This is a genomic window from Rothia aerolata, assembly GCF_014635585.1.
Taxonomy (GTDB): Bacteria; Actinomycetota; Actinomycetes; order Actinomycetales; family Micrococcaceae; genus Rothia; species Rothia aerolata.
Window position 1 is genome coordinate 1,256,714 of sequence record NZ_BMDC01000001.1, and the last position, 21,539, is coordinate 1,278,252.

General features: G+C 59.4%; 18 protein-coding genes. 10 read left to right on the plus strand and 8 right to left on the minus strand.

Features of this window, described 5'->3' with window-relative positions; genetic code table 11:
• Positions 1–147: 147 nt before the first annotated feature.
• A complete protein-coding gene (locus IEV00_RS05640; RefSeq protein WP_188359285.1) occupies positions 148–1,872 on the minus strand; it encodes a long-chain-fatty-acid--CoA ligase in 1,725 nt (574 codons plus the stop codon).
• 43 nt (positions 1,873–1,915) lie between these two features.
• Here IEV00_RS05640 and IEV00_RS05645 point away from each other — a divergent pair, with 43 nt between their 5' ends.
• The 5 genes from IEV00_RS05645 (at position 1,916) to IEV00_RS05665 (ending at position 6,342) form a co-directional block, all read left to right on the plus strand.
• Complete coding sequence (locus IEV00_RS05645) at positions 1,916–2,062, plus strand: hypothetical protein (RefSeq protein ID WP_188359286.1); 147 nt, start codon at positions 1,916–1,918, stop codon at positions 2,060–2,062.
• 44 nt (positions 2,063–2,106) lie between these two features.
• The gene (locus tag IEV00_RS05650) at positions 2,107–3,009 is read left to right on the plus strand and encodes a hypothetical protein (protein ID WP_188359287.1); all 903 of its coding nucleotides are present in this window, start codon (positions 2,107–2,109) and stop codon (positions 3,007–3,009) included.
• Between the two features lie 239 nt (positions 3,010–3,248).
• Positions 3,249–3,962: a response regulator transcription factor gene (locus IEV00_RS05655; RefSeq protein ID WP_188359288.1), complete on the plus strand. Its 714-nt coding sequence runs from the start codon at positions 3,249–3,251 to the stop codon at positions 3,960–3,962.
• Between the two features lie 167 nt (positions 3,963–4,129).
• Positions 4,130–5,326 carry a sensor histidine kinase gene (locus tag IEV00_RS05660; protein ID WP_188359289.1) on the plus strand — a complete coding sequence of 399 codons (1,197 nt, stop codon included), beginning with the start codon at positions 4,130–4,132 and terminating at the stop codon, positions 5,324–5,326.
• On the plus strand, positions 5,326–6,342 hold the full coding sequence (locus IEV00_RS05665) for an ATP synthase subunit B family protein (RefSeq protein WP_188359290.1): 1,017 nt from the start codon (positions 5,326–5,328) through the stop codon (positions 6,340–6,342). The genes IEV00_RS05660 and IEV00_RS05665 overlap by 1 nt, the downstream gene beginning before the upstream one ends.
• Before the next feature lie 910 nt (positions 6,343–7,252).
• Here the strand turns inward: IEV00_RS05665 and IEV00_RS05670 are convergent.
• The 4 genes from IEV00_RS05670 to IEV00_RS05685 form a co-directional block, all read right to left on the minus strand.
• Positions 7,253–8,770, minus strand: a complete 1,518-nt coding sequence (locus tag IEV00_RS05670; protein WP_188359291.1) for a dihydrolipoamide acetyltransferase family protein — start codon at positions 8,768–8,770, stop codon at positions 7,253–7,255.
• A gap of 27 nt (positions 8,771–8,797) precedes the next feature.
• Complete coding sequence (locus tag IEV00_RS05675; RefSeq protein ID WP_188359292.1) at positions 8,798–9,778, minus strand: alpha-ketoacid dehydrogenase subunit beta; 981 nt, start codon at positions 9,776–9,778, stop codon at positions 8,798–8,800.
• 9 nt (positions 9,779–9,787) lie between these two features.
• Complete coding sequence (locus IEV00_RS05680) at positions 9,788–10,975, minus strand: thiamine pyrophosphate-dependent enzyme (protein ID WP_188359293.1); 1,188 nt, start codon at positions 10,973–10,975, stop codon at positions 9,788–9,790.
• A 103-nt stretch (positions 10,976–11,078) separates the two neighbouring features.
• Positions 11,079–12,209 (minus strand): histidinol-phosphate transaminase, encoded by a 1,131-nt coding sequence (locus tag IEV00_RS05685; RefSeq protein ID WP_229723081.1) that lies wholly within the window; start codon positions 12,207–12,209, stop codon positions 11,079–11,081.
• A 184-nt stretch (positions 12,210–12,393) separates the two neighbouring features.
• Here IEV00_RS05685 and IEV00_RS05690 point away from each other — a divergent pair, with 184 nt between their 5' ends.
• Positions 12,394–13,479 (plus strand): glutathione S-transferase family protein, encoded by a 1,086-nt coding sequence (locus IEV00_RS05690; protein ID WP_188359294.1) that lies wholly within the window; start codon positions 12,394–12,396, stop codon positions 13,477–13,479.
• A 19-nt stretch (positions 13,480–13,498) separates the two neighbouring features.
• Here the strand turns inward: IEV00_RS05690 and IEV00_RS05695 are convergent, their stop codons facing one another.
• A complete protein-coding gene (locus tag IEV00_RS05695) occupies positions 13,499–15,325 on the minus strand; it encodes a hypothetical protein (protein ID WP_188359295.1) in 1,827 nt (608 codons plus the stop codon).
• 28 nt (positions 15,326–15,353) lie between these two features.
• Positions 15,354–15,887, minus strand: a complete 534-nt coding sequence (locus IEV00_RS05700; RefSeq protein ID WP_188359296.1) for a hypothetical protein — start codon at positions 15,885–15,887, stop codon at positions 15,354–15,356.
• A 256-nt stretch (positions 15,888–16,143) separates the two neighbouring features.
• Here IEV00_RS05700 and purB point away from each other — a divergent pair, with 256 nt between their 5' ends.
• The 4 genes from purB to IEV00_RS05720 all read left to right on the plus strand — a co-directional run bounded on the left by purB (position 16,144) and on the right by IEV00_RS05720 (position 20,400).
• Positions 16,144–17,574, plus strand: a complete 1,431-nt coding sequence (gene purB, locus IEV00_RS05705) for an adenylosuccinate lyase (RefSeq protein WP_188359297.1) — start codon at positions 16,144–16,146, stop codon at positions 17,572–17,574.
• Between the two features lie 104 nt (positions 17,575–17,678).
• The gene (locus IEV00_RS05710) at positions 17,679–18,617 is read left to right on the plus strand and encodes a hypothetical protein (protein WP_188359298.1); all 939 of its coding nucleotides are present in this window, start codon (positions 17,679–17,681) and stop codon (positions 18,615–18,617) included.
• Positions 18,618–18,710: 93 nt separating this feature from the next.
• Positions 18,711–19,508 (plus strand): IclR family transcriptional regulator, encoded by a 798-nt coding sequence (locus IEV00_RS05715; RefSeq protein WP_188359299.1) that lies wholly within the window; start codon positions 18,711–18,713, stop codon positions 19,506–19,508.
• Between the two features lie 103 nt (positions 19,509–19,611).
• Entirely contained in the window at positions 19,612–20,400 is a 789-nt protein-coding gene (locus IEV00_RS05720) for a 2-keto-4-pentenoate hydratase (RefSeq protein WP_229723082.1), read from the plus strand.
• Positions 20,401–20,488: 88 nt separating this feature from the next.
• On the opposite strand, the gene dmpG is transcribed toward IEV00_RS05720, so the two are convergent.
• Positions 20,489–21,538, minus strand: coding sequence for a 4-hydroxy-2-oxovalerate aldolase (gene dmpG, locus IEV00_RS05725; RefSeq protein ID WP_188359300.1), 1,050 nt, complete (start codon positions 21,536–21,538; stop codon positions 20,489–20,491).
• Position 21,539: the final 1 nt, after the last annotated feature.

Sequence of the window (21,539 nt, forward strand, 5' to 3'; positions counted from 1 at the left end):
AGCTGTTCCGGCCCCGATCGGAGCCGTTACAAAGTGATTGCTTCAATTCAAACACGGCAGAAAAGCAGACGCCATGTGCCGCTAAAAATGAGTAGTTATAAGGCATTTTTAACGGCACACGGCGTCACAATGTAACAATTCGTAATACTACTGTTTGCCGTATTTTTCCTCCAGTTGCAGGCGCACCTGCCGGCGCAGGGTCTTGCCCAGCATCGAGCGGGGGAAGTCCTGAACCTCAAAAATTCGGCGGGGCACCTTGTAGCGGGTGATTTCGCTGTAGCAGTGCTCGCGCAGTTCCGCCTCGTCAATGGCGTAGCCCTCGGCGGCAATCACCGCAGCCACCACCATCTCTCCGCCGCCCTCGCGCGGCAGACCCACCACCGCGGCGTCCGCAACGGAGTCATGACGCCGCAGCGCCACCTCCACCTCGCTGGGCGAGACGTTGAAGCCACCGGTAATAATGACTTCTTTAATGCGGTCTACCACGTAGAGGAAGTAGTCTTCGTCCATCTTGACGATGTCGCCGGTGCGCAGCCAGCCCTCGGGGGTGATGGAGGCGCGGGTCTCTTCTTCACGCTTGTAGTAACCCTTGAAGCGCTGGGGGCCGCGCACCCAGAGCTCGCCCTCCTCCCCCAGGGGCACATCTTGGCCGGTTTCTGGGTCAACAATGCGCAGGTCGGTATCGGGGAAGGGAATACCGATGGACCCTGCCCGGCGGGTGTCATTGAGCGGATTGCACGAAACCAGGGGCGCGCACTCAGTTAGGCCGTAGCCCTCTACCAGGTAGCCTCCCGACTTCTCCTCCCACTCAGCCACCAATTCGGGCGGCAGGTTCATGGCACCGGAGACCGCGTAGCGAATACCTTTGATCGAGATTCCGCGCTCTTCAGCGGTGTCTAGCAGGCGGCGGTAAACCGGCGGAACAGCGGGAAGAAGGGTGGGCATCACCTTCTTCATGGCCTTGAGAATCAGGTCAATATCCACGGTGGGGAATATAACCAGGCGGGCCTGGCAGAGCACCGCGATGGTCAACCCCAAAGTCATACCGTAGGCGTGGAAGAGGGGAAGCACCGAGTAAAATACTTCATCGTCGCTGGGCTGAATCCACTCCTCCCCCATGCGGGCGTTGGCCTCAAGGTTACGGTGGGTGAGCATAACCCCCTTGGGCGTGCCGGTGGTGCCCGAGGTGTAGAGCATCAGCGCCTGGTCGTGGGCGGTGGGCCGGTGGTGGTTGGGGTCAATCGGCTCGTTTTTCAGCAGGGACTTCCAGCTCTTGGTTCCGCGGGCGTGACCTTCCAGCTTCTCGCGGGACTTCTTCATCGACCGCAGGGGTAGATTTAGGGCGGTGCGCATGTGCAGGGGCATGGCCTCGATCATGTTCACCGCAAAGATGGCCTGCGGGCGAACGTCTGCCGGCAGGCTGGTCACGTGCTCAGCCGCCTTATCCCAGACAATCGCCACCTTGGCGCGGTGATCCTCAAACATATGGCGCAGCTCGGCTGAAGTGTAGAGCGGGTTGTGCTCTACCACCACAGCGCCCAGGCGCGCCACCGCGTAGAAAGCAACAATATGCTGGGGGCAGTTGGGCAGAATAATGGCAACGCGGTCGCCCGCATTGACTCCCGCCTTACGCAGCCCCTCTGCAACGCGCTGGATTTGCTCGCCCAGTTCAGCGTAGGTGGTGGTGGCACCGAAGAATTGCAGAGCAATCTTGTGCGGTACTTCCCGCACCGCCTGCTCCATCAGGTGGCTCAGAGAGGTCTCTGGCAGACTCAGTACATTCTGAGTTTTTTCGGTGTAATTCTTGGTCCAGAGCCGGTTTTGCAGCGGCCAAGTTTCTTCAGCTGAGGCTTGATTCTGGGCATTGTGCATACACACGATTGTGCCATGAATACCCACCTGACATACTAAAGCCATGGCTTACAAACAGTTACCCCCGCCCAGCGAAGAAGAAATTCGCGAGCTCATCCACCAGATTATTCGCCGCATGATTGCGGTGGGCCTGGTTGCCTGCCTACTGGGCGCACTCATTATTGGGGCAATGGCCCTCTGGGATCGTTAGGCCATCAGCTATGTACTTTTCTAGGATGCGTTAGGGGCTAGGTCATGGATTCAACTCGCCGTTTTGGTTCTGAGTCGCCCGATTCAGACCGCACAGAGGCACTGGATGCCTGGGACTTCGCGTTTGATGAGGAGCAGGATGAGGACGACGCCGGCCCCACCCGCGTGCTCAGCCCGCAGGATCAGCGCTCCCCCACCGAAATTTCTGCCACCAGGCCGCGGCGGGTAGCCCAGGATCCCACCGAGCCGCTGACCTATCGGCAGCCGGAACCCCAGCAGGTTCCCCACCAGAACCGACCGGCCAGCGCCCCTACCCCGAATCCGGCGGCACCGAACTATACCGGGCAGCCTGCCACCTACTCCATGCCGGCCGACCACGCGGCGTCCTACTCCGGCAAAAACTACGCCCGCATTCAGTTTCTTCCGGCCCTTCTGGGCTGGCTGGTTGCCTACAGCCTGGTGAACCTCAGCAGCTACGCGCTGGCCGGACTGTCCGGCCTGGTGGGAATTCCCTCCTTCGGCAGTTTTCAGGAGGGCTTTGACCAACTGATTCATCCGCTAACCGGCAGCACCGCGGGGCCAGGACTCTGGCTCATTCTCGCCGGCCTCTTCTATCTTCTCAGCTTTGCCCTGGGCGGCTATGCCGCGGCGCGCATGGCCCGGCTTGCTCCGCTCAAGCAGGGGCTGGGTGTGTGGCTGTGGCACCTGCTGGCCATTATTGTCTCAACCCTGATAACACTCACAGTGGCTGGCCAGATTGCCACCGGGGTGCCCCAGCTGGGTCTACAGAACCTCTTTGCCCGCGGTGTTATCACCGACCTGCCCGGAGTGCTGGTACTGCTGGTGCTGGCCCTCATCGGCAGCCTCTGCGGTTCTGCCCTGGGCACCCGCTACCACCGCAAACTCGCAAAGTCACAGGCGCTACCGCCTGAAAACTACAGGGTGTAACCAGAATTATCATCGACATCTCAGCAACCAGCTTGCCGAGACTGGGGCAAAGTGTCATTATCTGGTGTGGCCTTTTTAAGGTCATTTCTCAGCTTGAAGAAAAATTATGGGAGACTTCAAGCTAAAATGACAATCACTTGAACAAGTTTCATCAAAAATTTAAATAAATACACCAGACCTCGTTCGCTGACTCAACAACCTCGGCGAAAGGGGTACATCTGCTTTTACTTGGGGGAAAAATGACAGATACTTTAGTAGCTATCGTTGACGATCACGAGGTTGTTCGCGAAGGTATGCGAGCTGTAGCAGACAAGACCGAGGGGGTCGATCTTGTCGCAGCATCTCCTACGGTCAGCGAACTTCTGGTGGCTCTGGGGCGCAACCCGCGCGACCCTAAAACTGCAGATTTGGGCAAGGTCAAGCGCGAGTGCGATGTGGTTCTTCTCGACCTCTCCTTACAGGATCGCTCCCGCCCCTCAGAAAACGTTGAGCTACTGCGCCAGGCCGGCATTAAAGTTCTCATCTTCTCCATCGGCGAGAACCCCAGCCTGATTCGCGAGGCGCTCAAGTCGGGTGCCCTGGGCCTGGTACGTAAGTCAGAGCCCCTGGAACACGCCCTGGAAGAAGCCCAGAACATCGCCAACGGCAAGGCAGTTGTTACCAAAGAACTGGCAGCGGCCATTGACGGCGACCACGAGTTCTCCCGAGCTGCTCTCTCACCTCGCGAGCAGGAGACCCTGCGCCTCTACGCCTCGGGCTTTGCCCAGGTTCAGGTAGCCCGCCGCATGGGCATCAAGCAGTCAGCGGTCAAGACCAACATTGACCGTATCCGCGAAAAGTACGCCCGTGTTGGCCGCCCCGCACCCACCAAGATTGACCTGCGCATTCGCGCTATTGAAGACGGGCTGGTAGACAGCATGGAAGACGTTAAGACCGCAGAGCGCTACTTCTAATTCATTTTTCGTCTTTCTTTCCCCCTTCATACTCAGAGGTTCCCCCGGTGCAGCACGCAAGAGGTGCAACTAAGGAGCTTGCACAGTCCCTCCGCAAAACAAGCTGGCTCATTCCTAGGCCCTGGTCCCCCAGCAATCGACAGGTTTCTGGGCCCAGTAGCCTTGTTTTGTTCTGCTCTCTTGAGATTTTCTTTGCTGTCTTCGGGGTAGCTCTTATCTTTCAGAACTACCCCGCTCTCAAGATGAGCGGCTACAACTTTGCCAGCTGGCACAGTATCTTTGCCCTGCTGGTTATCACCAACAGCATGTGGCTCATCTACAACGGGATTCGCCGCGAATACTCCCGGGCCACCGTAACCCCCGCCCTGTATATTGCCTACGGGGCATATCTCACCTACCCGCTGGCTATCACCGAAAACGCCTCCACAGTGGTGCCCTGGTGCACCCTCATCGGCCTCTACGGACTTATCACGCCCATCACTACAGACGGCCTGCGTAGCACCACCCTGCATTCCCTGGGTTTCGGCCTGGCCTACGCCGTCAGCGTGGCGGGCTCCTCCTGGACCTCGGGGCTGGATATTCAGTACAGCGAGGCGGTGGCTCGCGGACTCTTTCTTCTGACCTGCTGCCTGCTGCTGGGTTTCTTTTTCTGCGCGGCCTACTACTACACCGAGAAATCTGACAACCTCTACGCCGAGACTCTCAGCGCCCAGCTCCAGCTGACCCGCTCCCGCGACCAGTCCCACTCCCTGCAGGAGTTCGACAAGCTGGTACACGATAACGTGATGGCCGCCCTGCTCGATGCCAGCCGCACCGAAGGCCCCATCGCAGACCGTACCCGGGCACTGGCCCAGCGGGCTATTGGGGTACTTGAGGACGAGTCAGAACGCTTCTCCACCACCGCCCGCCCCTCCACCTTTCAATCGCTGACCGAGCAGATTGCGGTGGGGGTTGCCCCCTGGAATTCCCGGCTACGCTTCGTAGAAAACGACGAATCAGACCTACCCAAGGCAGATCCCGAATCCGAGATTCCCAGTAACGTGGCGCGCGCCTTCACCCACGCCGTCACCGAGGCCGTCTCGAACTCCGCGCGTCATTCGGGAACCCGCACTACCCAAATCAGTATCCGCACCGAGATGCGCCGCCCGGCCTCTGCCCTGCGCTCCGACGAGGACCAGCCCTACATCTTCTGCACCGTGCTCGACCACGGCCAGGGCTTTAACATGAAGAATCTCGATATGAGCCGCATGGGTGTGCGCGTCTCTATGCTGCGCAGCATGGAAGAGGTAGGAGGCCGAGTGACCATTAAGTCAGCTCCCTACCGCGGCACCCGGGTAACCGTTCAATGGCCGGGTGAACTCTAGTGTCTAGTGCCTACTACTCCACGGGCTTTTTCCGGGTGAGCCTGGCCCTCTACATGGGCTGCGTGCTTGTTGAATTTCTGCTCTGGTACAACTCGGCTGCCCTGACCGAGCCCTATGCCTGGGTGCCCCTTCTTGCCTCGATTGGCTGGGGCTTCTTGCTGGTCTTCTTCCCCAGCCGCAACCTTCAGCTGCCGCCCTTTATGATTCCGCTGATTCTGCTAGTTTCACTGGGAACGGTGCAGATGATGCTCGCGGCCCTGCCCCACAACATCAATCCTAGAAACATCACCCTGCCGCTGATGGTGATTGTTTTGATCAGCTCGGTGCTGGTGGTTCGAAACCACATTACAGCAGGCTGGGCGGTTCTATTTTTCTCGTCTCTTCTGGTGCTGAAGTGGCACCTGGTGCTCTTTGTACCCACCATCCATATTGCCGCGCTCTTTTTGGTGCCCTGTATGATTGTTTTTGCAGCCCACCTCTTCAAGTATCAGATTGAGCAGGCGAGCCATCGTGCCCGGCAGGCGCGCATCCTTTTGCAGAACGCGGAGCTGCGGCAGGCTGCCGAGGTAGGCGCCCGCGATGTAGCGGCCCAGCGGGTCTACGAGGTGCGCACTCTTACCGAGGATATGCTGCACCGCATTGCCTATAATCCAGAGCCGGTTACCGCCGAGGAAATCAAACAGTTCCGCTTCACCGAGGCTCAGTTGCGCGATACGATCCGCGGCCGCTACGTGGTTAATCAGAAGATTTTGGACGCCGCTTTAGAGGCCCGGCGCAGGGGTGCCAAGGTGGATATTTTGGACGAGCGCGGGGAGCAGCTACCGGTCTCGGTGATGCGCGCGGTGACTACGGCGGCGGTGGATATGCTCGAAGACGCTAGCGGCGGTACAATTACGATTCGCGCTTTCCCGGTGGGCGATCCCATTGCGGTGATGCTGGTGCACGACGGTAATTCAGAGGATGACGAGCCCTCGGCGGTAGAAATTTCTCCCACCGGGGAGATAGACCGCTTCTAGCTTAACCACACCTGTGGGCTATTTGTTGCTTTATTGTCAGTTTATTTAGGGACATACAAGAAAGTAACGGTTTGGAATAATGGAACTAGTCGGAAAGGCGTGTCGGGGGACTCGCCTTGTGCTTGCCACGACGTTGGGGGATGTCAGGCAAGCCGTTCCACACTAATAAAGCAGGTTTTACAGCTTTTCTAAGCCGTGGAACATGCATATTTCTAAGGCACGATGGCCGCTCCCCTGAAGGAGCGGCCATCGTGCCTTTTCTCTACCTAAAACCGAGTTATAGGCAGAAAAGTGCACCCCAACAGCCACAAGGCAACCAGCCCCACAACTTAGCCCCAGAAGCTAACCCCAGTCCTCCCCCACCCAAAACTCCAGCACCTGCAATATGGACCAGTCGTGAATTTTGAGCTGAAACAAGCTCTCGGTACACATAGATTCCTGTTAGTAGACCTAAGATACAAGCAAATTCCCGTGAAGAGGCCAAAGGTACAAGTGAAGTCCCCGAGTACAAGACAATACTTGTACTCGGGGACTTCACTTGTACCCTAGATAGCCCGGCAAGAAGAAACCTATACCTTGTCATCGCTGAGCTTTCCCGAGAGGCCATTTTTATACCGAAAATCGGAGGAAAACGGTCTAAAAATGGCCACTCGGTGATTATGGCAGACCGTGCAGATGACCCTGTTTTATCGAGTCGCCGTTTCAACGACAAATCGCCGGTTCGTTACCGGCGAAACGTCGTTGAAGCGGCGTCTGTAATCTAAGCGGCGACTCAGTACACTGACCCATTCTCGATAAACGCCAAACATGTTAGTGGCCACACTTTTCTGCCACTTTCTCGGGTGAGGCGCCCGGGGCGGGACACACTTATCTGCCTATAACCCCTAACACCCCACCCGCAAGCAGGTCACTACTCGTCAAGCAGCAGCGCCGGTTCCTCCAGCACCGCAGCCACATCTGCCATAAAACGGGCCGAGAGGTCGCCGTCCACCACGCGGTGGTCGAAGGAGCCACCCAGGGTGGTCACCCAGCGCGGAATTACCTCGCCGTCCACCACCCAGGGCTTCTGCTTAATGGTGCCAAAGGCAATAATCGCAACCTCGCCAGGGTTAATAATCGGGGTTCCGGTATCAATGCCCAGGGCGCCGATATTGGTGATGGTCATGGTTCCCTGGCTCATTTCTGCCGGCTGGGTCTTACCCTCACGGGCACGCACGGTCAGCTCGTTCAGCGCAAGCGCCAGCTCGCGCAGGGAAAGATCCTGAGCATCCTTGATATTGGGAACCATCAGACCGCGCGGGGTGGCGGCTGCAATACCCAGATTCATGAAGTGCTTAATCAGAATCTCTGAGTCAGTCCAGGTGGCATTAACCTGGGGGTTGCGGGCGGTTGCCCAAATCACCGCCTTGGCAAGGATCAGCAGCGGGGTAACCTTCACGCCCTCAAAGTGGCGGGATTTCTTGAGCCTCTTGACGAACTCCATGGTACGGCTTGCATCCACGTCTACAAAGATAGAGACGTGCGGTGCGGTAAAGGCCGAGTTCACCATTGCCTTAGCGGTTGCCTTGCGCACGCCGCGCACCTTGATGCGCTCGATGCGGTCGCCACAGGCACCGGCGGGAATCCAGAAGGAATCCGGGGTCTCGGCGGTGGGTGCCTCCGATGAGGTATCGGCATCGCGCACGTGGGCGGCGTAGTTGAGCAGGTCACGCTTGGTCACCTGGCCGTGGCCGCCGGTGGGGGTTACGTGGGCCAGGTCAATGCCCATATCCTGGGCCGCCTTGCGCACCGGGGGCTTCGCCAGTGTAGGACGCCGCGGAATCGAGCCTACCGGCCTATCCGCCACCTCGCCCCTAGAAGAATTCTTGCGCAGGCGCTCTTCCAGCAGGGCAGAGGCCTTCTCGGTCAGACCGCCCAGCGACTCCCCCAGGCTGCCGCGCAGTAGCTTGCGCTCCTGCTGGGCCTCGAGCTGGGCGCTGCTCTGCTGCACCGGAGCACTGTTGACCGGAGCGGGTGCCGGGGACGGCGCGGGGGCGGTTTTGGCGGGCTTCTTGCGGGCGCGGCGTTTGACCGGGTCTGCGCTGGGTCCGTTACCCACCAAAATCTTCTGGCTTTCCCCGCCTGTCGAAGCAGAGCCGGCAGCGGCGGTATCAGCGGTAGGAGCAGACTCAGCCGAACCAGCGTCGTCCTGCCCTCCACTGATCGTCACCAGCGGAGACTCGACCTCGACGGTCTCTCCCTCACTCACGTGAACGGTCTCTACCGTGCCCTCAAAAGGGGAAGACAGCTCCACCACGGACTTGGCGGTTTCTACCTCAAAGAGAATGTCGTTGATAGAGACAGTATCGCCGGGGGCAACCTTAACTGAGACAATTTCAGCCTCGGTCAGGCCCTCACCGACATCGGGAAGTTTGAAAATCTGAGCCATGAATAATCCTTGGACTGTAGGCGGAAATTAGTAGGTGAAGGAACGGTCAACCGCTTCGAGAATACGGTCAATACCGGGCACGTATTCTTTCTCGGCGCGGGGCACGGGGTAGGGCATGTGGAAGCCGCCCACGCGTAGCACCGGTGCCTCCAGCGAGAAGAAACAGCGCTCGGCAATAGCGGCGGCGAGCTCGGAGCCAACGGAGACGAAGCTGGGCGCCTCCTGGGCAATCACCAGACGGCCGGTCTTCTCTACCGAGGCGGCAACGGTCTCGGTATCCATGGGCGAGATGGAGCGCAGGTCAATGACCTCAAGGTCGTGGCCGTCTTCAACAGCGGCCTCGGCGGCGGCTAGGGCCACCGGAACCAGCGGTCCGTAGGTCACCAGGGTTAGGTCTGAGCCCTCGCGCAGCACAGCTGCCTTGAAAGGGTCATAGGATTCATCGGAAAAATCCACATCGCCCTTGGCCCAGTAACGGCGCTTAGGTTCGAGGAAAATCACCGGATCTGGATGCTCAATCGACTTGCGCAGCATCCAGTAGGCATCGTGGGCTGAAGAAGGAGTCAGCACGCGCAGGCCCGGGGTGTGGGCAAAGTAGGCCTCGGGAGAATCGGAGTGGTGCTCGGGGGAACCCACTGCACCGCCGTAGGGCAGGCGGATAGTCACCGGCACCTGGTACTGGCCCGCGGTGCGCGAATAAATCTTAGACAGCTGCGAGGTGATCTGGTTGAAGCTGGGAAAGACAAAGCCGTCGAACTGAATCTCGGGTACCGGCCGGTAGCCCCGCATCGCCATACCAATAGAGGTGCCGATAATACCGGCCTCCCCCAGAGGTGAATCCATGACTCGCTTGGGACCGAACTCGGCCTGAAGACCGTCGGTCACGCGGAAGACGCCGCCGAGCTTACCTACATCCTCACCGAGCACAACCACCTTGGGATTAGACACCATCTCGTAGCGCAGCGCCCGGGTAATCGCCTTAGATAGCGGAAGTTTCTCTACAGTCATCTCTAATCCCTAGTCCTCAAAGCCGTCCATGTACTCGCGGAAGAAAGCCCGGTCTGTCTCCACCTGCAGGTGCGGCTCAGCGTAGACGGCGCCCATCAGCTCGTCCAAATCGCGCGGCTCTGAGGCCAGCAGGCTGGCGCGGGTCTGCCGGGCTGTCTGTTCGGCCTCGGCTTTGACCGACTCAAAGAAGTCATCATCGGCAAGACCCTGCTGGCGCAGGTACTTCTCCAAACGCACCACCGGATCTTTTGCCTGAGCCGCCTCAAGCATCTCCGGCGCCTGGTAGCGGCTGGGGTCATCAGCGGTGGTGTGGGCGTTGAGCCGGTAGGTCTCAGCCTCAATCAGAACCGGGCCCTCGCCAGCGCGAATCTTCTCCAGCGCGTAGCGGGTTGCGGCAATCACGGCCAGAACATCGTTGCCGTCTACCCGCAGGCCCTCAAAGCCGTAGCCCGCCGCCCGGGTAGATACCGGCACCCGAGACTGGGTGGAGAAGGGCACCGAGATAGCCCACTGGTTATTCTGCACAAAGAAGAGCACCGGGGCGTTGTAGGAAGCTGCAAAGACCATCGACTCGTGCACCTCACCCTCGGTGGAGGAACCGTCGCCGAAGTAGACGGCAACAGCCGGGCGCGCGCCGTCCTTACTCGGATCGGTCACCTGGCCCTGGCCGGTCTGGGGCACCCCGGTCTGCTCCTCAATATCGGCGTCGAAGTTCAGGCCCATCGCATAGCCCACCGCGTGCGGCACCTGCGCCGCCAGTACCAGGGTGTAGGCGTGGAAGTTGTGCTTCTTGGCATCCCAGCCCAGGGTGGCCGAGCCGCGGAAAACCTGAAGCAGCTCCCCAAAATCCACCCCGCGGGTATGTGCCAGGGCGTGCTCGCGGTAGCTGGGGAAAATATAGTCGTTGGGCGCATAGGCAAAACCAGAACCCACCTGGGCCGCCTCCTGGCCCCGGCAGGAAGCCCAAAGGGCCATCTCGCCCTGGCGCTGCAGGGAGGTAGCCTCATCATCCACCCGGCGGGTGACCATCATCTGACGGAAGAGCTTCTTGAGCACCTCGCCGTCCACATCTTCAAGATAGGAACTGAAGATCTCGTGCTGGCTCACCTCGCCCGCCTCATTCATTAGCTGAATCCGCGGTGGAATGCCAAAAGGATTCTCTGCGGCGCTGTGGTCTGCGCCCACCTGGGTGCTCATATGCCCTCCGTGCAGATGAATAAATACTTACTGTGCTTAAGACTATGCCTGAGCACTGAGATTGCCCCAGAAGAAAGGGGTGTAACAGCTCACGTATTCTACCCTACTCAGGCCGTTGCGCCTTGTGAGGGAAGCCCTCGCACATTCTGATGAGCCGGCTATTCGCCTCGTCTTCACCGATACTCACCCGCACGCCCTCGGTGCCGAAAGCCCGCACCGACAGGGCATTTTCCTCGGCGAGCGCGCTAAAGGCCGGGGTGTGTTCCCCGGTGGCCAGCCAGATAAAGTTTGCCTTGGAGTCGGGAATCCACCAGCCCTGGGCTTCCAGGGCAGTTTTGACGCGCTCGCGCTCTGCCACCAGATGCTGAACCCGCTGCATCACCTGGTCGCTGTGTTCGATTGAGGCAATAGCCGCCTCCTCCGCCAGGGAGCTGACCGCAAAGGGAGTAGCACCGACGCGCAGGTGTTCGGTGATTTCGGGGTGGGAGATCGAGTAGCCCACGCGCAACCCCGCCAGCCCCTGCGCCTTGGAGAAGGTGCGCAGGACGACGACATTGCGGTAGTCGGGGTAAACGTTGAGTCCGTTGACCGGCGGCTGGGTACCGGCTTCAATTTCGCTTGCCTGACAGAACTCAAAGTAGGCCTCATCGAGCACCACCAACACGCGAGAGGGCACCTTATTCAGAAAGTCCCGCACCTGAGCCTCGGTGACGGCGGGGCCGGTGGGGTTATTGGGGGTGCAGACCAGAATCACCTTGGTGCGCTCGGTAATGGCTTCTGCCATGGCAGCAAGGTTGTGGGAACCATCGGAGTTATTGGGAACCTGCACGCTCTTGGCACCGGCCAGGCCCACGCAGATGGGGTAGGCCTCAAAGGAGCGCCAGGAGTAAATCACTTCGTCCTGGCTGCCGTCGGGGTTGCCACCGGCAAAGGTGGCAAGAATCTGGGTCAGTGCCCCCAGGCTTCCGGCGCCGGTCACGATATCTTCGGGGTCAACCCCCAGCTGCTGGCCCAGGGCAGTGCGCAAACGGGTTGCCAGGGAGTCGGGGTAGCGGTGGGTCTGGTCAAAGTCCCGTAGCACCTGCCGCACCTCATCGACCGGGCCCAGTGGGTTCTCGTTGGAGGAGAGTTTGTACTGGGTCAGCCCCTCCACCGCAACCGGGGGCTTTCCTGCCGAATACTTGGGGAGCTTCTCAAAAACGGGGCGGGGCTGGGGTTTCTCTGTGTTGCGCATAACGCCCATCTTAGTATGCGCGGGGCCTTCTTCCCACACCGCGTTTCACCCAGTGAAGAGACTGGTCAGAAGTTTACTTCCTAAATTTATTTGAATATAAAAATAATTTTACTTTCGTTTTCAATGAAAATGCTTCATACTGTAAGGAGAGTATTTCCCAAAGACGAAGGTGGCAGATACCAAGATGAGCAAGAACACTTCCCCCAACGAGCACTCCACCAAGGGCGCCTACGTTCACGCAGGTGAGGAATACACCCGCGACACCAACTACATCGAAGACCGCATTGTGGCAGACCCCTCTGCTTTTGCCGATGACGCCGAGCGCGACTACTGGCCCGTAGAAGCGAACCGCTACCGCCTGGTTGCCGCCCGCGCCTGTCCCTGGGCAAACCGCACCCTGATTGCGCGCCGTCTTTTGGGACTTGAAGATGTACTCTCGGTAGGCCTGCCCGGCCCCACCCACGATATTCGCTCCTGGACCTTTGACCTGGACGAGGGCGGCGTTGACCCCGTTCTGGGTATCGAACGCCTGCAGGAAGCCTACTTTGCTCGCTTCCCCGACTACCCCCGCGGTATCACTGTTCCCGCTATCGTTGATATTGAATCCGGCGCGGTAGTCACCAACAACTTCCCCCAGATTACCGAGGACTTCTCCAAGGAATGGAAGCAGTTCCACCGCGAAGGCGCACCCGACCTCTGGCCCGCCGAACTCGAAGACGAGATGCGCGACGTCATGAAGCGCATCTACACCGAGATCAACAACGGAGTCTACCGCTGCGGCTTTGCCGGTTCTCAGGAGACCTACGAGGCAGCTTTTGAACGTCTGTGGACGGCGCTGGATTGGGTAGAGGAGCGCCTGTCTACTCGCCGTTACCTGATGGGTGACCACATCACCGAGGCTGACATTCGCCTCTTCACCACCCTGGTGCGTTTTGACGCCGTCTACTACAGCCACTTCAAGTGCGGCCGCCAGACCCTGGCCTCCATGCCCAACCTCTGGGGTTATGCCCGCGACCTCTTCCAGACCCCCGGCTTCGGCGATACCGTAGATTTCCAGCAGATCAAGGAACACTACTACATCGTGCACGAGGACATTAACCCCACTCAGATTGTGCCCGCGGGCCCGGATCTTTCCGGCTGGCTGACCCCGCACGGCCGCGAGGCTCTGGGTGGCTCCCCCTTCGATGAGGCAGCAGGCGCCACCGCTCCCGGCCCCGTACGAGAGTCGGAAAAGGTCACCGCGGGTCACAACCCCATGTACCCTGCATAAGCTAGCTCCTGGCTACTAGCTACTGAGCGGGCTCGGGCGGAATGTAGGCGAATTCAGCCGCATTTTCTGCCCGGGCCCGCGCGGTTTGAGCATAGAGATAATAGCGGTAGCCGTGGAATGTAGCACCCGGGCTGAGGTATCTCAGACTCGGGTGCTCTTCTATGCGCGGGGCAATATAGTCTGTGTAAAAATCGCTGTAGTCAAAATCCTCGGACAGGTCGGGCAAGGCCTGCATGAGCGGATTCTTGAGTCTGTCTCCGACAGTTTCCACCAGGTCGTAGCCAGCCACCGCCATGCTGGTTTCGGTGTAAAAAGCAATGTCGTCATTGGTGGTAGAAGGTGACCAGGTGGAGCCCTCAACCAGGTAGGTTTCTGCCTGCTGAAGCGGGTCATTCTCACTCAGCTGACCCTCTGCTCCGCCAGAGGCCTTCAAGGCTTCAACGTATTCTGCCGAGCCGTGAGAGCCCCAGAAATCAATGTCTTCAGAGGCTGCCTCAGCCCTGCCGCTTTCGGTGACACCGAAGTAGTCGGTGTCGATATATTCCACATTGTCTGCCTGAAAAGGCTCCCGCCCGTTTCCCTGAAGTTTGGGAACCGTATCTCCGCGATCTCTGACCACGGTAATGGGAATGTCGTCTGGCAGGGAATCATCGCCCACCGGCGCACCCTGAATATAGGCGCCCTGCAGGTTATATTTTGAGCGCATTTCTGTATTGCTACTTGCATTAGCAACCACGATTCCCCCGCGACTAAAGCCCGCAAGATAGACGGGCACCCCGGAGTTTTCCAGCCCGAGTTCACGGAGCCCGCGATCCAGTAGCTGTATGTAGGCAGTGCTGTCTTCAATCGGGGTGGTGGGATCATGACTGACTTCTTCAAGGTTGCTCCCCACCGAGGCAATTTCCCCCGAGTAGGGAAGAAATTTTTTATCCATGTCGGTACCGGGCACGTAGACGCGGGCCTCAGAGATATTCCCCTGCTCATCGCGGCTCACTTGAAAATAGATGCCGCCGTATTCAATCACGTCCCCGGCAGCGGCATGTTCGCGGTCGTTATTCTCAATCAGCTGCCCCACAATATCGAGGTTGTGGGCGTAGTCAAGAGCGGTTTCTGGGTAATCGATTAGCTGCTTTTCTAGGTCAGAGCGGGCCTGGGCACCGCGAGATGACCGGTCTGCCGAATCGATTTTCTTCACCCGAACGCTATCATCCGCCAGATCCCGGTAAGAGCCCCAGGGTTTGGATAGGTCAAAGGCAAAATCAGCCAGACCCTCGCGCAGAGAGTCCGGAATTCCTATCTTATCCAGGGCTTTCTTGGCGCGGATTTTGGCGAAGCCCTCACCATTGAATTTCGTATCTAGGTAGTAGCCAAACCCAAAGAGAGCCTTAGCGGTCAGCTCAGACAGCCAAATATCCCCGGTGTATTCATCGATTTTCTCGCCGATTTTTCCGTCCGGAGCAGACTGCTCTGCCAGCCAGTAGAAGGCTCCCGGCACCTCCAGCGCCAGCTCGTTCAGCCAGCGGTTGGCAACGTCTTCTGCCTGGGCATAGGTCTCAGCCGCGGTTTTCGCGCTGGAGCCCACAGTCATCAGCTCCAGCCCTTGAGCACCGCAAGCCGCTGCCGCCGCAGTCAGCATGCCAGCAGCCCGGGCGCCTGTGCCGGTAGCTTCAAGGCCCAGCAGGGCCGCCACCTGGGCAGCAAGCGGAGCCAGCCTAGCCCCGATGCTCAGATTTTCTTCACCCAGGGCCGTCAGGCGCAGCCCCGCCTCCTCTATCGAATCGGTATCTACATACAGGCGCCCGCCGCCCCCGGCAATCGCCAGCTCCCTCTGAGCCACACCCGCCATGTTTTCTCCCTCTCTCCCTCAGAAACTTTTAGGCTAAAACCCGCTTCACCGAGCTGACCAGCGGCTGGCTCATCAGCGAATCCAGCTGCGACTGCGCAAACACCACGCTGTGGTCGCGTAAGAGGTCGGTGACGTCGCTGAGTTCGGGTAAGGACGACGCCGCCTGTCTCAGCGCTGAATCTACGGCTCGACCCGCGGCAGAAATTGACCCCGCCAGGGCATCCAGTTCAGCAGCCAAAGCCTCACCTGCCAGGCGCACGGTCTCGGCGGCATTACTCAGACCCTCGGAACACTGCCCTTGCCGAAGCTGGCGCTCATGGACCACCAGCCTGAAAGCCTCGGCAGCCTGCCCCTTCCATGGAATTTCTTCGCAGGTTGCAAGCCCCTGCTGGGCAGAGTCCGACTGGCGGGCCAGCCCCTCTACTTCCCGAGCAAGAGCAAAGGCACGCTCCCGCACCACCTGCCCCAGGCCCACCAGCTCCGAGGCAGCCGCTGCACTGGCCGCCGTCCCTAATCCAAGACCGGCCACAGCAGACAGCACTTCACCCGCATCAAGACCCATTGCCGCATTCCTTCCTGCGATTCTTGTCCATACCCAAAACTATAGAGATTAAAATCAGGCTGTAAATAGCAAAAATATAAATTGTGGATAAAAGAGCATTAAACATCATTAAATCTGGTTATCCACAGGTTTTGAGTGGAAGATTTGAGCGGAATCCCGGCACTTATCCACAGGTTCGCCCGCAACGCCGGGAGTTTTACTCCCCCGTTACGCCGACTTCACCGGCACCGCCGAGCGCGCGTGTCAAAATAGAAGCATGTCTCATCGTGATAATTGCACTACTCTGCCCAATGGCCGCCACTCCCTTACCGGCGCGGGAATCGCCCTCGGCGCTCTCGACGGTCGCTACAAGGCCGCCACCGAACCCCTGGTTGACTACCTCTCCGAAGCAGCCCTTAACCGCGACCGCGTGCACGTGGAGGTTGAATGGTTCATCTACCTCTGCGAAAACAAGGTTCTCCCCGGTCTCGAACCGCTCACCGATGAGCAGAAGGCGGGTCTGCGCGCAATCGTCACCGACTTCACCGAGGAGTCGGTGGCTGAACTGGCAGAAATCGAAGCTGTAACCGTTCACGATGTGAAGGCAGTCGAATACTTCATCGGCAACCGTCTTGAGGGCCTGGGCCTGGCGCGCCTGAAGCCGCTGGTTCACTTTGGCTGCACCTCCGAAGACATCAACAATCTCTCCTACGCACTGGGCATCAAGGACGCCGTCACTAACGTGTGGCTGCCCGCCGCCCGCGCGCTCGTCGAGCAGATTAACGAGATGGCAGAGGCCTCCAAGAACGTGCCCATGCTCTCGCGCACCCACGGCCAGCCCGCCACCCCCTCAACCCTGGGCAAGGAGCTGGCGGTCTTCGCCTACCGCTTGGGCCGCCAGGTCAAGGCTGTAGAATCGGCTGACTACCTGGGCAAAATCAACGGTGCAACCGGCACCTTCTCAGCCCACTTTGCCGCCGCTCCCCAGGCCGACTGGCTGAAGATTTCCGAAGAATTCGTGACCGGACTGGGCCTGGACTGGAACCCCCTGACCACCCAGATTGAAAACCACGACTGGCAGGCAGAGCTCTACTCCTCCATCGCCCACTTCAACCAGGTGCTGCACAACCTCTGCACCGACATTTGGAGCTACATCTCCATCCGCTTCTTCCGCCAGATTCCGGTGGCGGGGGCAACCGGCTCCTCCACCATGCCGCACAAGGTGAACCCGATTCGCTTTGAGAACGCCGAAGCCAACCTGGAAATCTCCAACTCCCTACTGAACACCCTGGGCTCCACCCTGATTCAGTCCCGCTGGCAGCGCGACCTCACCGATTCCTCCTCTCAGCGCAACATCGGCGTGGCTTTCGGCCACTCGGTACTGGCAATCTCTAATGTTGCCAAGGGTCTTGCCCGGCTGGACGTTGCCGAGGACGTTATCTCGGCCGACCTGGACGAGAACTGGGAGGTTCTTGCCGAGGCCATTCAAATGGTGATGCGCGCCGAGGCCATCGCCGGGGTTGAGGGCATGGACAACCCCTACGAGCGCCTGAAGGAACTAACCCGCGGCCACCGCGTGGACGCCGCCCGCCTCAAGGAATTCGTGGCTGAGCTGGGTCTATCTGCCGAGGCTGAAAAGCGCCTTTCAGAGCTCACCCCGCACACCTACATCGGTATTGCTCCCGAGCTGCTGAAGTTCGCTCGGTAGTTTGGACTCTTCCTACTCAGGAGCCGGCTTCTGAACAAAAGGCCGTTTATTTAGCGACTTAATGTTCAGAAGCCGGCTTCTGAGCGGGAAGATACAATGAAGCCATGACCGACCAAGACCGCACCGCTACAGCGCAGAGCTCAAACCCTTCGCCCGAGGCGAGCCCCGAAGAAACCCAGGAGCCCCTGGCTATTCGTCGCATTAGGTCCCTGCGCAGAAAATTTCCCGAAGAAACTCCCGCCCAGATTGCGGAGCGAATCGACCAGAAATTTAGCCGCGACTTTGTGCTGGTGGGCGGAGCAGAAACAGGAATCAACCACATGATTCCCGGCGCGCTTAACGCCGCCACCCGCAACTCCCGCGTTGCTAACCTCACGCGCGCGGCCAGCCAGGCGGGCGTCGTCCAGAATATCTCCGCCTACACGCAGAAAACCGCCCAGGGCGTGAGTACCGCCGCACACGTGGGCTCCTCGCAGAGCATTAAGACCTACCTCTTCGCGTTGGCTCTGCTGCACGGTCGGGCGCCGGAGAACGCGGACGACGCGGCGACAGAGATCTTGGGCGGCGACATCCACGCGCTGCTGCGGACCCTCGATCAGCCCATTGCCCACGAGGAGGGGCAGTCAGGTGTTTCGCCCCTGAACGCGATCGCTGCGGTGGCGCAGATTGGTGCGCGCAACCCGCAGATGTTCCTGCTGGTCAAGTCGGGGGAACAGCTGATTCGCTCGGGTAGCTCGGTCATGGAAACCACCCGAGCCCGCAAGGAATTTGCCGCCGCGCTCATCAAGCAGGCGCACGAGAAGCTGGGCGAGCTACCTGCTGATTTTCCGGACGACGCGCGGCTAGCGCCCGAGGAGGAACCGCAGGAGCTGGCCCCGGAGCAGGCAAGCGACATCGGCTCAGTGGAGCCCGTTGAAGCAACCAGCGCCGAGGAGCTGAACTCGCTCGCCGAAAGCAACACCGCCTCTGCCCGGGGCGCCCGCTTTGCGGCCAAGGCATTTATGGCGGGCTCCAAGAAGCTCAGGGGTTGGGGGCAGAAGTAGTTGCGCTGAGAAGCAATGAAACACATTTTCGCGTAGCCTAGGCCACTGTATACACTGGTGGAGTAAGTCACACCACCATTCCGCGAGGTAGCCATGAGCAGTGAAATTCCAGATAAGCGATCAGCTATCGACAAGGCTATGGACGTGCTCAACGCCTTTGGCGACCAAGCCTACACGGGAATTGGCGTTACCGAGATTGCCCGCCGCACCGGCTTACCCAAGTCAACGGCGTTTCGGGTACTGGCTTCTCTGCAATCTAACGGTGCGGTGGAGCGAGTAGGTGACCACTACCGCCTGGGCAAAATGATTCAGGATCTCGCCAACACCGATGAGTCTGACTTTCAACAAACCCTGCGCGATGTGCTCACGCCCTTCCTCGCCGACCTCTACTCCCGTACAAAACAGACCGTGCATCTGGCGGTTCTCGACGGCAAAGACGTTGTCTATCTCAATAAACTCTACGGCCACATGCACGTGCGCAGCCCCTCCCGCATAGGCGGTCGGGTGCCCGCCTACTGTACCGCGGTGGGAAAGGTGTTGCTGGCCCACGATTCCCAAGCGATTGAGGAAGTTCTTACCCAGCCCCTACGCGCCTGGACTCCCAATACCATCGTTGACCCCGAATCTTTCCGGGCAGAACTCGCTCAGGTTCGTGCCGAGAACCTTGCCTACGACCGCGCCGAAATCTTACGGACCCTCAACTGTGTTGCCGCCCCAATTCTTGACCGCAACCGCCGCCCGGTTGCAGCTCTCTCGGTCTCGGGGCCAGTGGGTAGGTTTATACCGCAAAATCACGCCACCATGCTGCGCCAGGTGTGCTTTGAGGCCACGCGAGCGCTCGCTGCCACGATGAATGCCCAGGAGCGCTCTGCTAGCCGTTCCACCCAGTGAAACCCTCAATCCTTTTCTTGGGAGTAACCCCGGTAGCGTGAGTCACGGTACCTTTATTCTGCCTTCTCACCGTTGAGCAGGCCCCAGAGAAAGCGAGTTAATTGTGACCGACCGTTCGGCAAAGATTGAGACGCTCGGCAATGCGCTGTTTGAGGCAACCGAGAGCAGGAAGCCCATTGCGCCCATTCGAGAGCAGCTAGAAGATACAACCCTCAACGATGCCTACGCTATTCAGACCGTGCAGCTCAACCGTCACCTGGCGGCCGGCCGCAAGCTGGCAGGGCACAAGATTGGCCTCACCTCTTTCGCCATGCAGAAGCAACTGGGCGTAGACTCCCCCGATTTCGGCTTCTTCCTCGACAACATGGTCTACGAGGCAGGAGCTACCGTGCCCACCAGCGGCTTTATCGCGCCCAAGGTTGAACCCGAGCTCGCCTTCAAGCTCTCCAAAGACCTCACCGGCCCCGACGTAACCGTTGCAGACGTGCTGGAAGCAACCGAAGCGGTCTACCCCGCTATCGAAATCATTGATTCCCGGGTGGAGGACTGGAACATCAAACTGGTGGATACCGTAGCCGATAACGCCTCCTGCGGCGCAATCGTGCTGGGAGCCGAACCGATCGCCGTCCCCTTTGAAAAACTCACCGAAGTCCCCTGCACCCTACGCATCAACGGGGAGGAGAAAGACTCGGGAACAGGCCGCGATGTGATGGGCAACCCCGCAGAACCCCTTGCCTGGCTGGCGAACGTACTCTCTGAGCAGGGCGTGAGCCTCAAAGCTGGCCAGTTTGTGCTCACCGGTTCCTTCACCGGGGCTCTACCGGTGGTCTCGGGCGAGAAAATCACCGCCGACTACGGCGATTTGGGCAGCCTGGAAATTACCTTCGGCTAAGGCCCCTTTCGGTACACTTTGAGGGCGGGAGTACACATGTATGTGTGTACTCCCGCCCTCAAAGTGTACCGAGCGAATCTGCTACTGACTAGCCGTTCGCCATCTCCTTCTTCAGCGCCACCGCCACATCAATAATCATGTCTTCCTGGCCACCCACCAGCTTGCGGGCGCCAATCTCTTCAAGAATCAGGTGGGCGGGAACACCGTAGCGCTCAGCGGCTCGCTCGGCGTGAATCAGGAAGGAGTTGTAAACGCCTGCCTTGCCCTGAACAATCGAGGAGCGGTCCATGAGCGGAATGCGGGTCATAATCGGCTTGACGACGTCCTCGGCGGCGTCCAGCAGCTTAGGAACATCCACGTCAGCCTTAATATCCTGTCGCTCAAAAACAGCCGCCAGCACCTCGGTGGGTGAGTTACCGGCGCCAGCGCCCAGGGCAGCCAGGGTACCGTCAATCTGGCGGGCACCTGCGCGCACCGCCAGCACCGAGTTAGCAACGCCAAAGGAAAGGTTCTGGTGGCCGTGATAGCCCACCTGAGCGTCGTCACCGAGTTCCTGCACCAGGGCATCAACCCGGTCTGATACATCCTCAAGAATCAGGTGGCCGGCGGAATCCACCACGTAAACGCACTGGCAACCCGCATCAGCCATAATCCGAGCCTGTTCTGCCAGCCCCTGCGGAGTGTTCATGTGGGAGAGCATCAAGAAGCCCACGGTCTCAAAACCCATCTCACGGGCAGCCTGGAAGTGCTGAATCGAGATGTCTGCCTCGGTGGAGTGGGTGGCAATACGAATCACCTCAGCTCCGCGCTCACGCGCCTCCTTCATCTCGTGCAGGGTGCCCAGACCGGGCAGCATCAGGCAGGCAATCTTGGCGTTTTTCGCCTCATCCACCGCCGCCGAAATCAGATCCATCTCGTTGGTGCCCGAGAAGCCGTAATTGAAGGAGGAACCCGCCAGACCGTCGCCGTGGGTCACCTCAATGACCTCCACCCGAGCGTCGTCCAGGGCGCGGACGACGTCGCGCACGTTCTGCTCGGTGAACTGGTGGGAGACGGCGTGGGAGCCGTCGCGCAGGGTGGTGTCAGTCAGGCGGACTTCGTAGGGGCCGCCGGGGTGGTGGGGAAGTACCTGTACCATG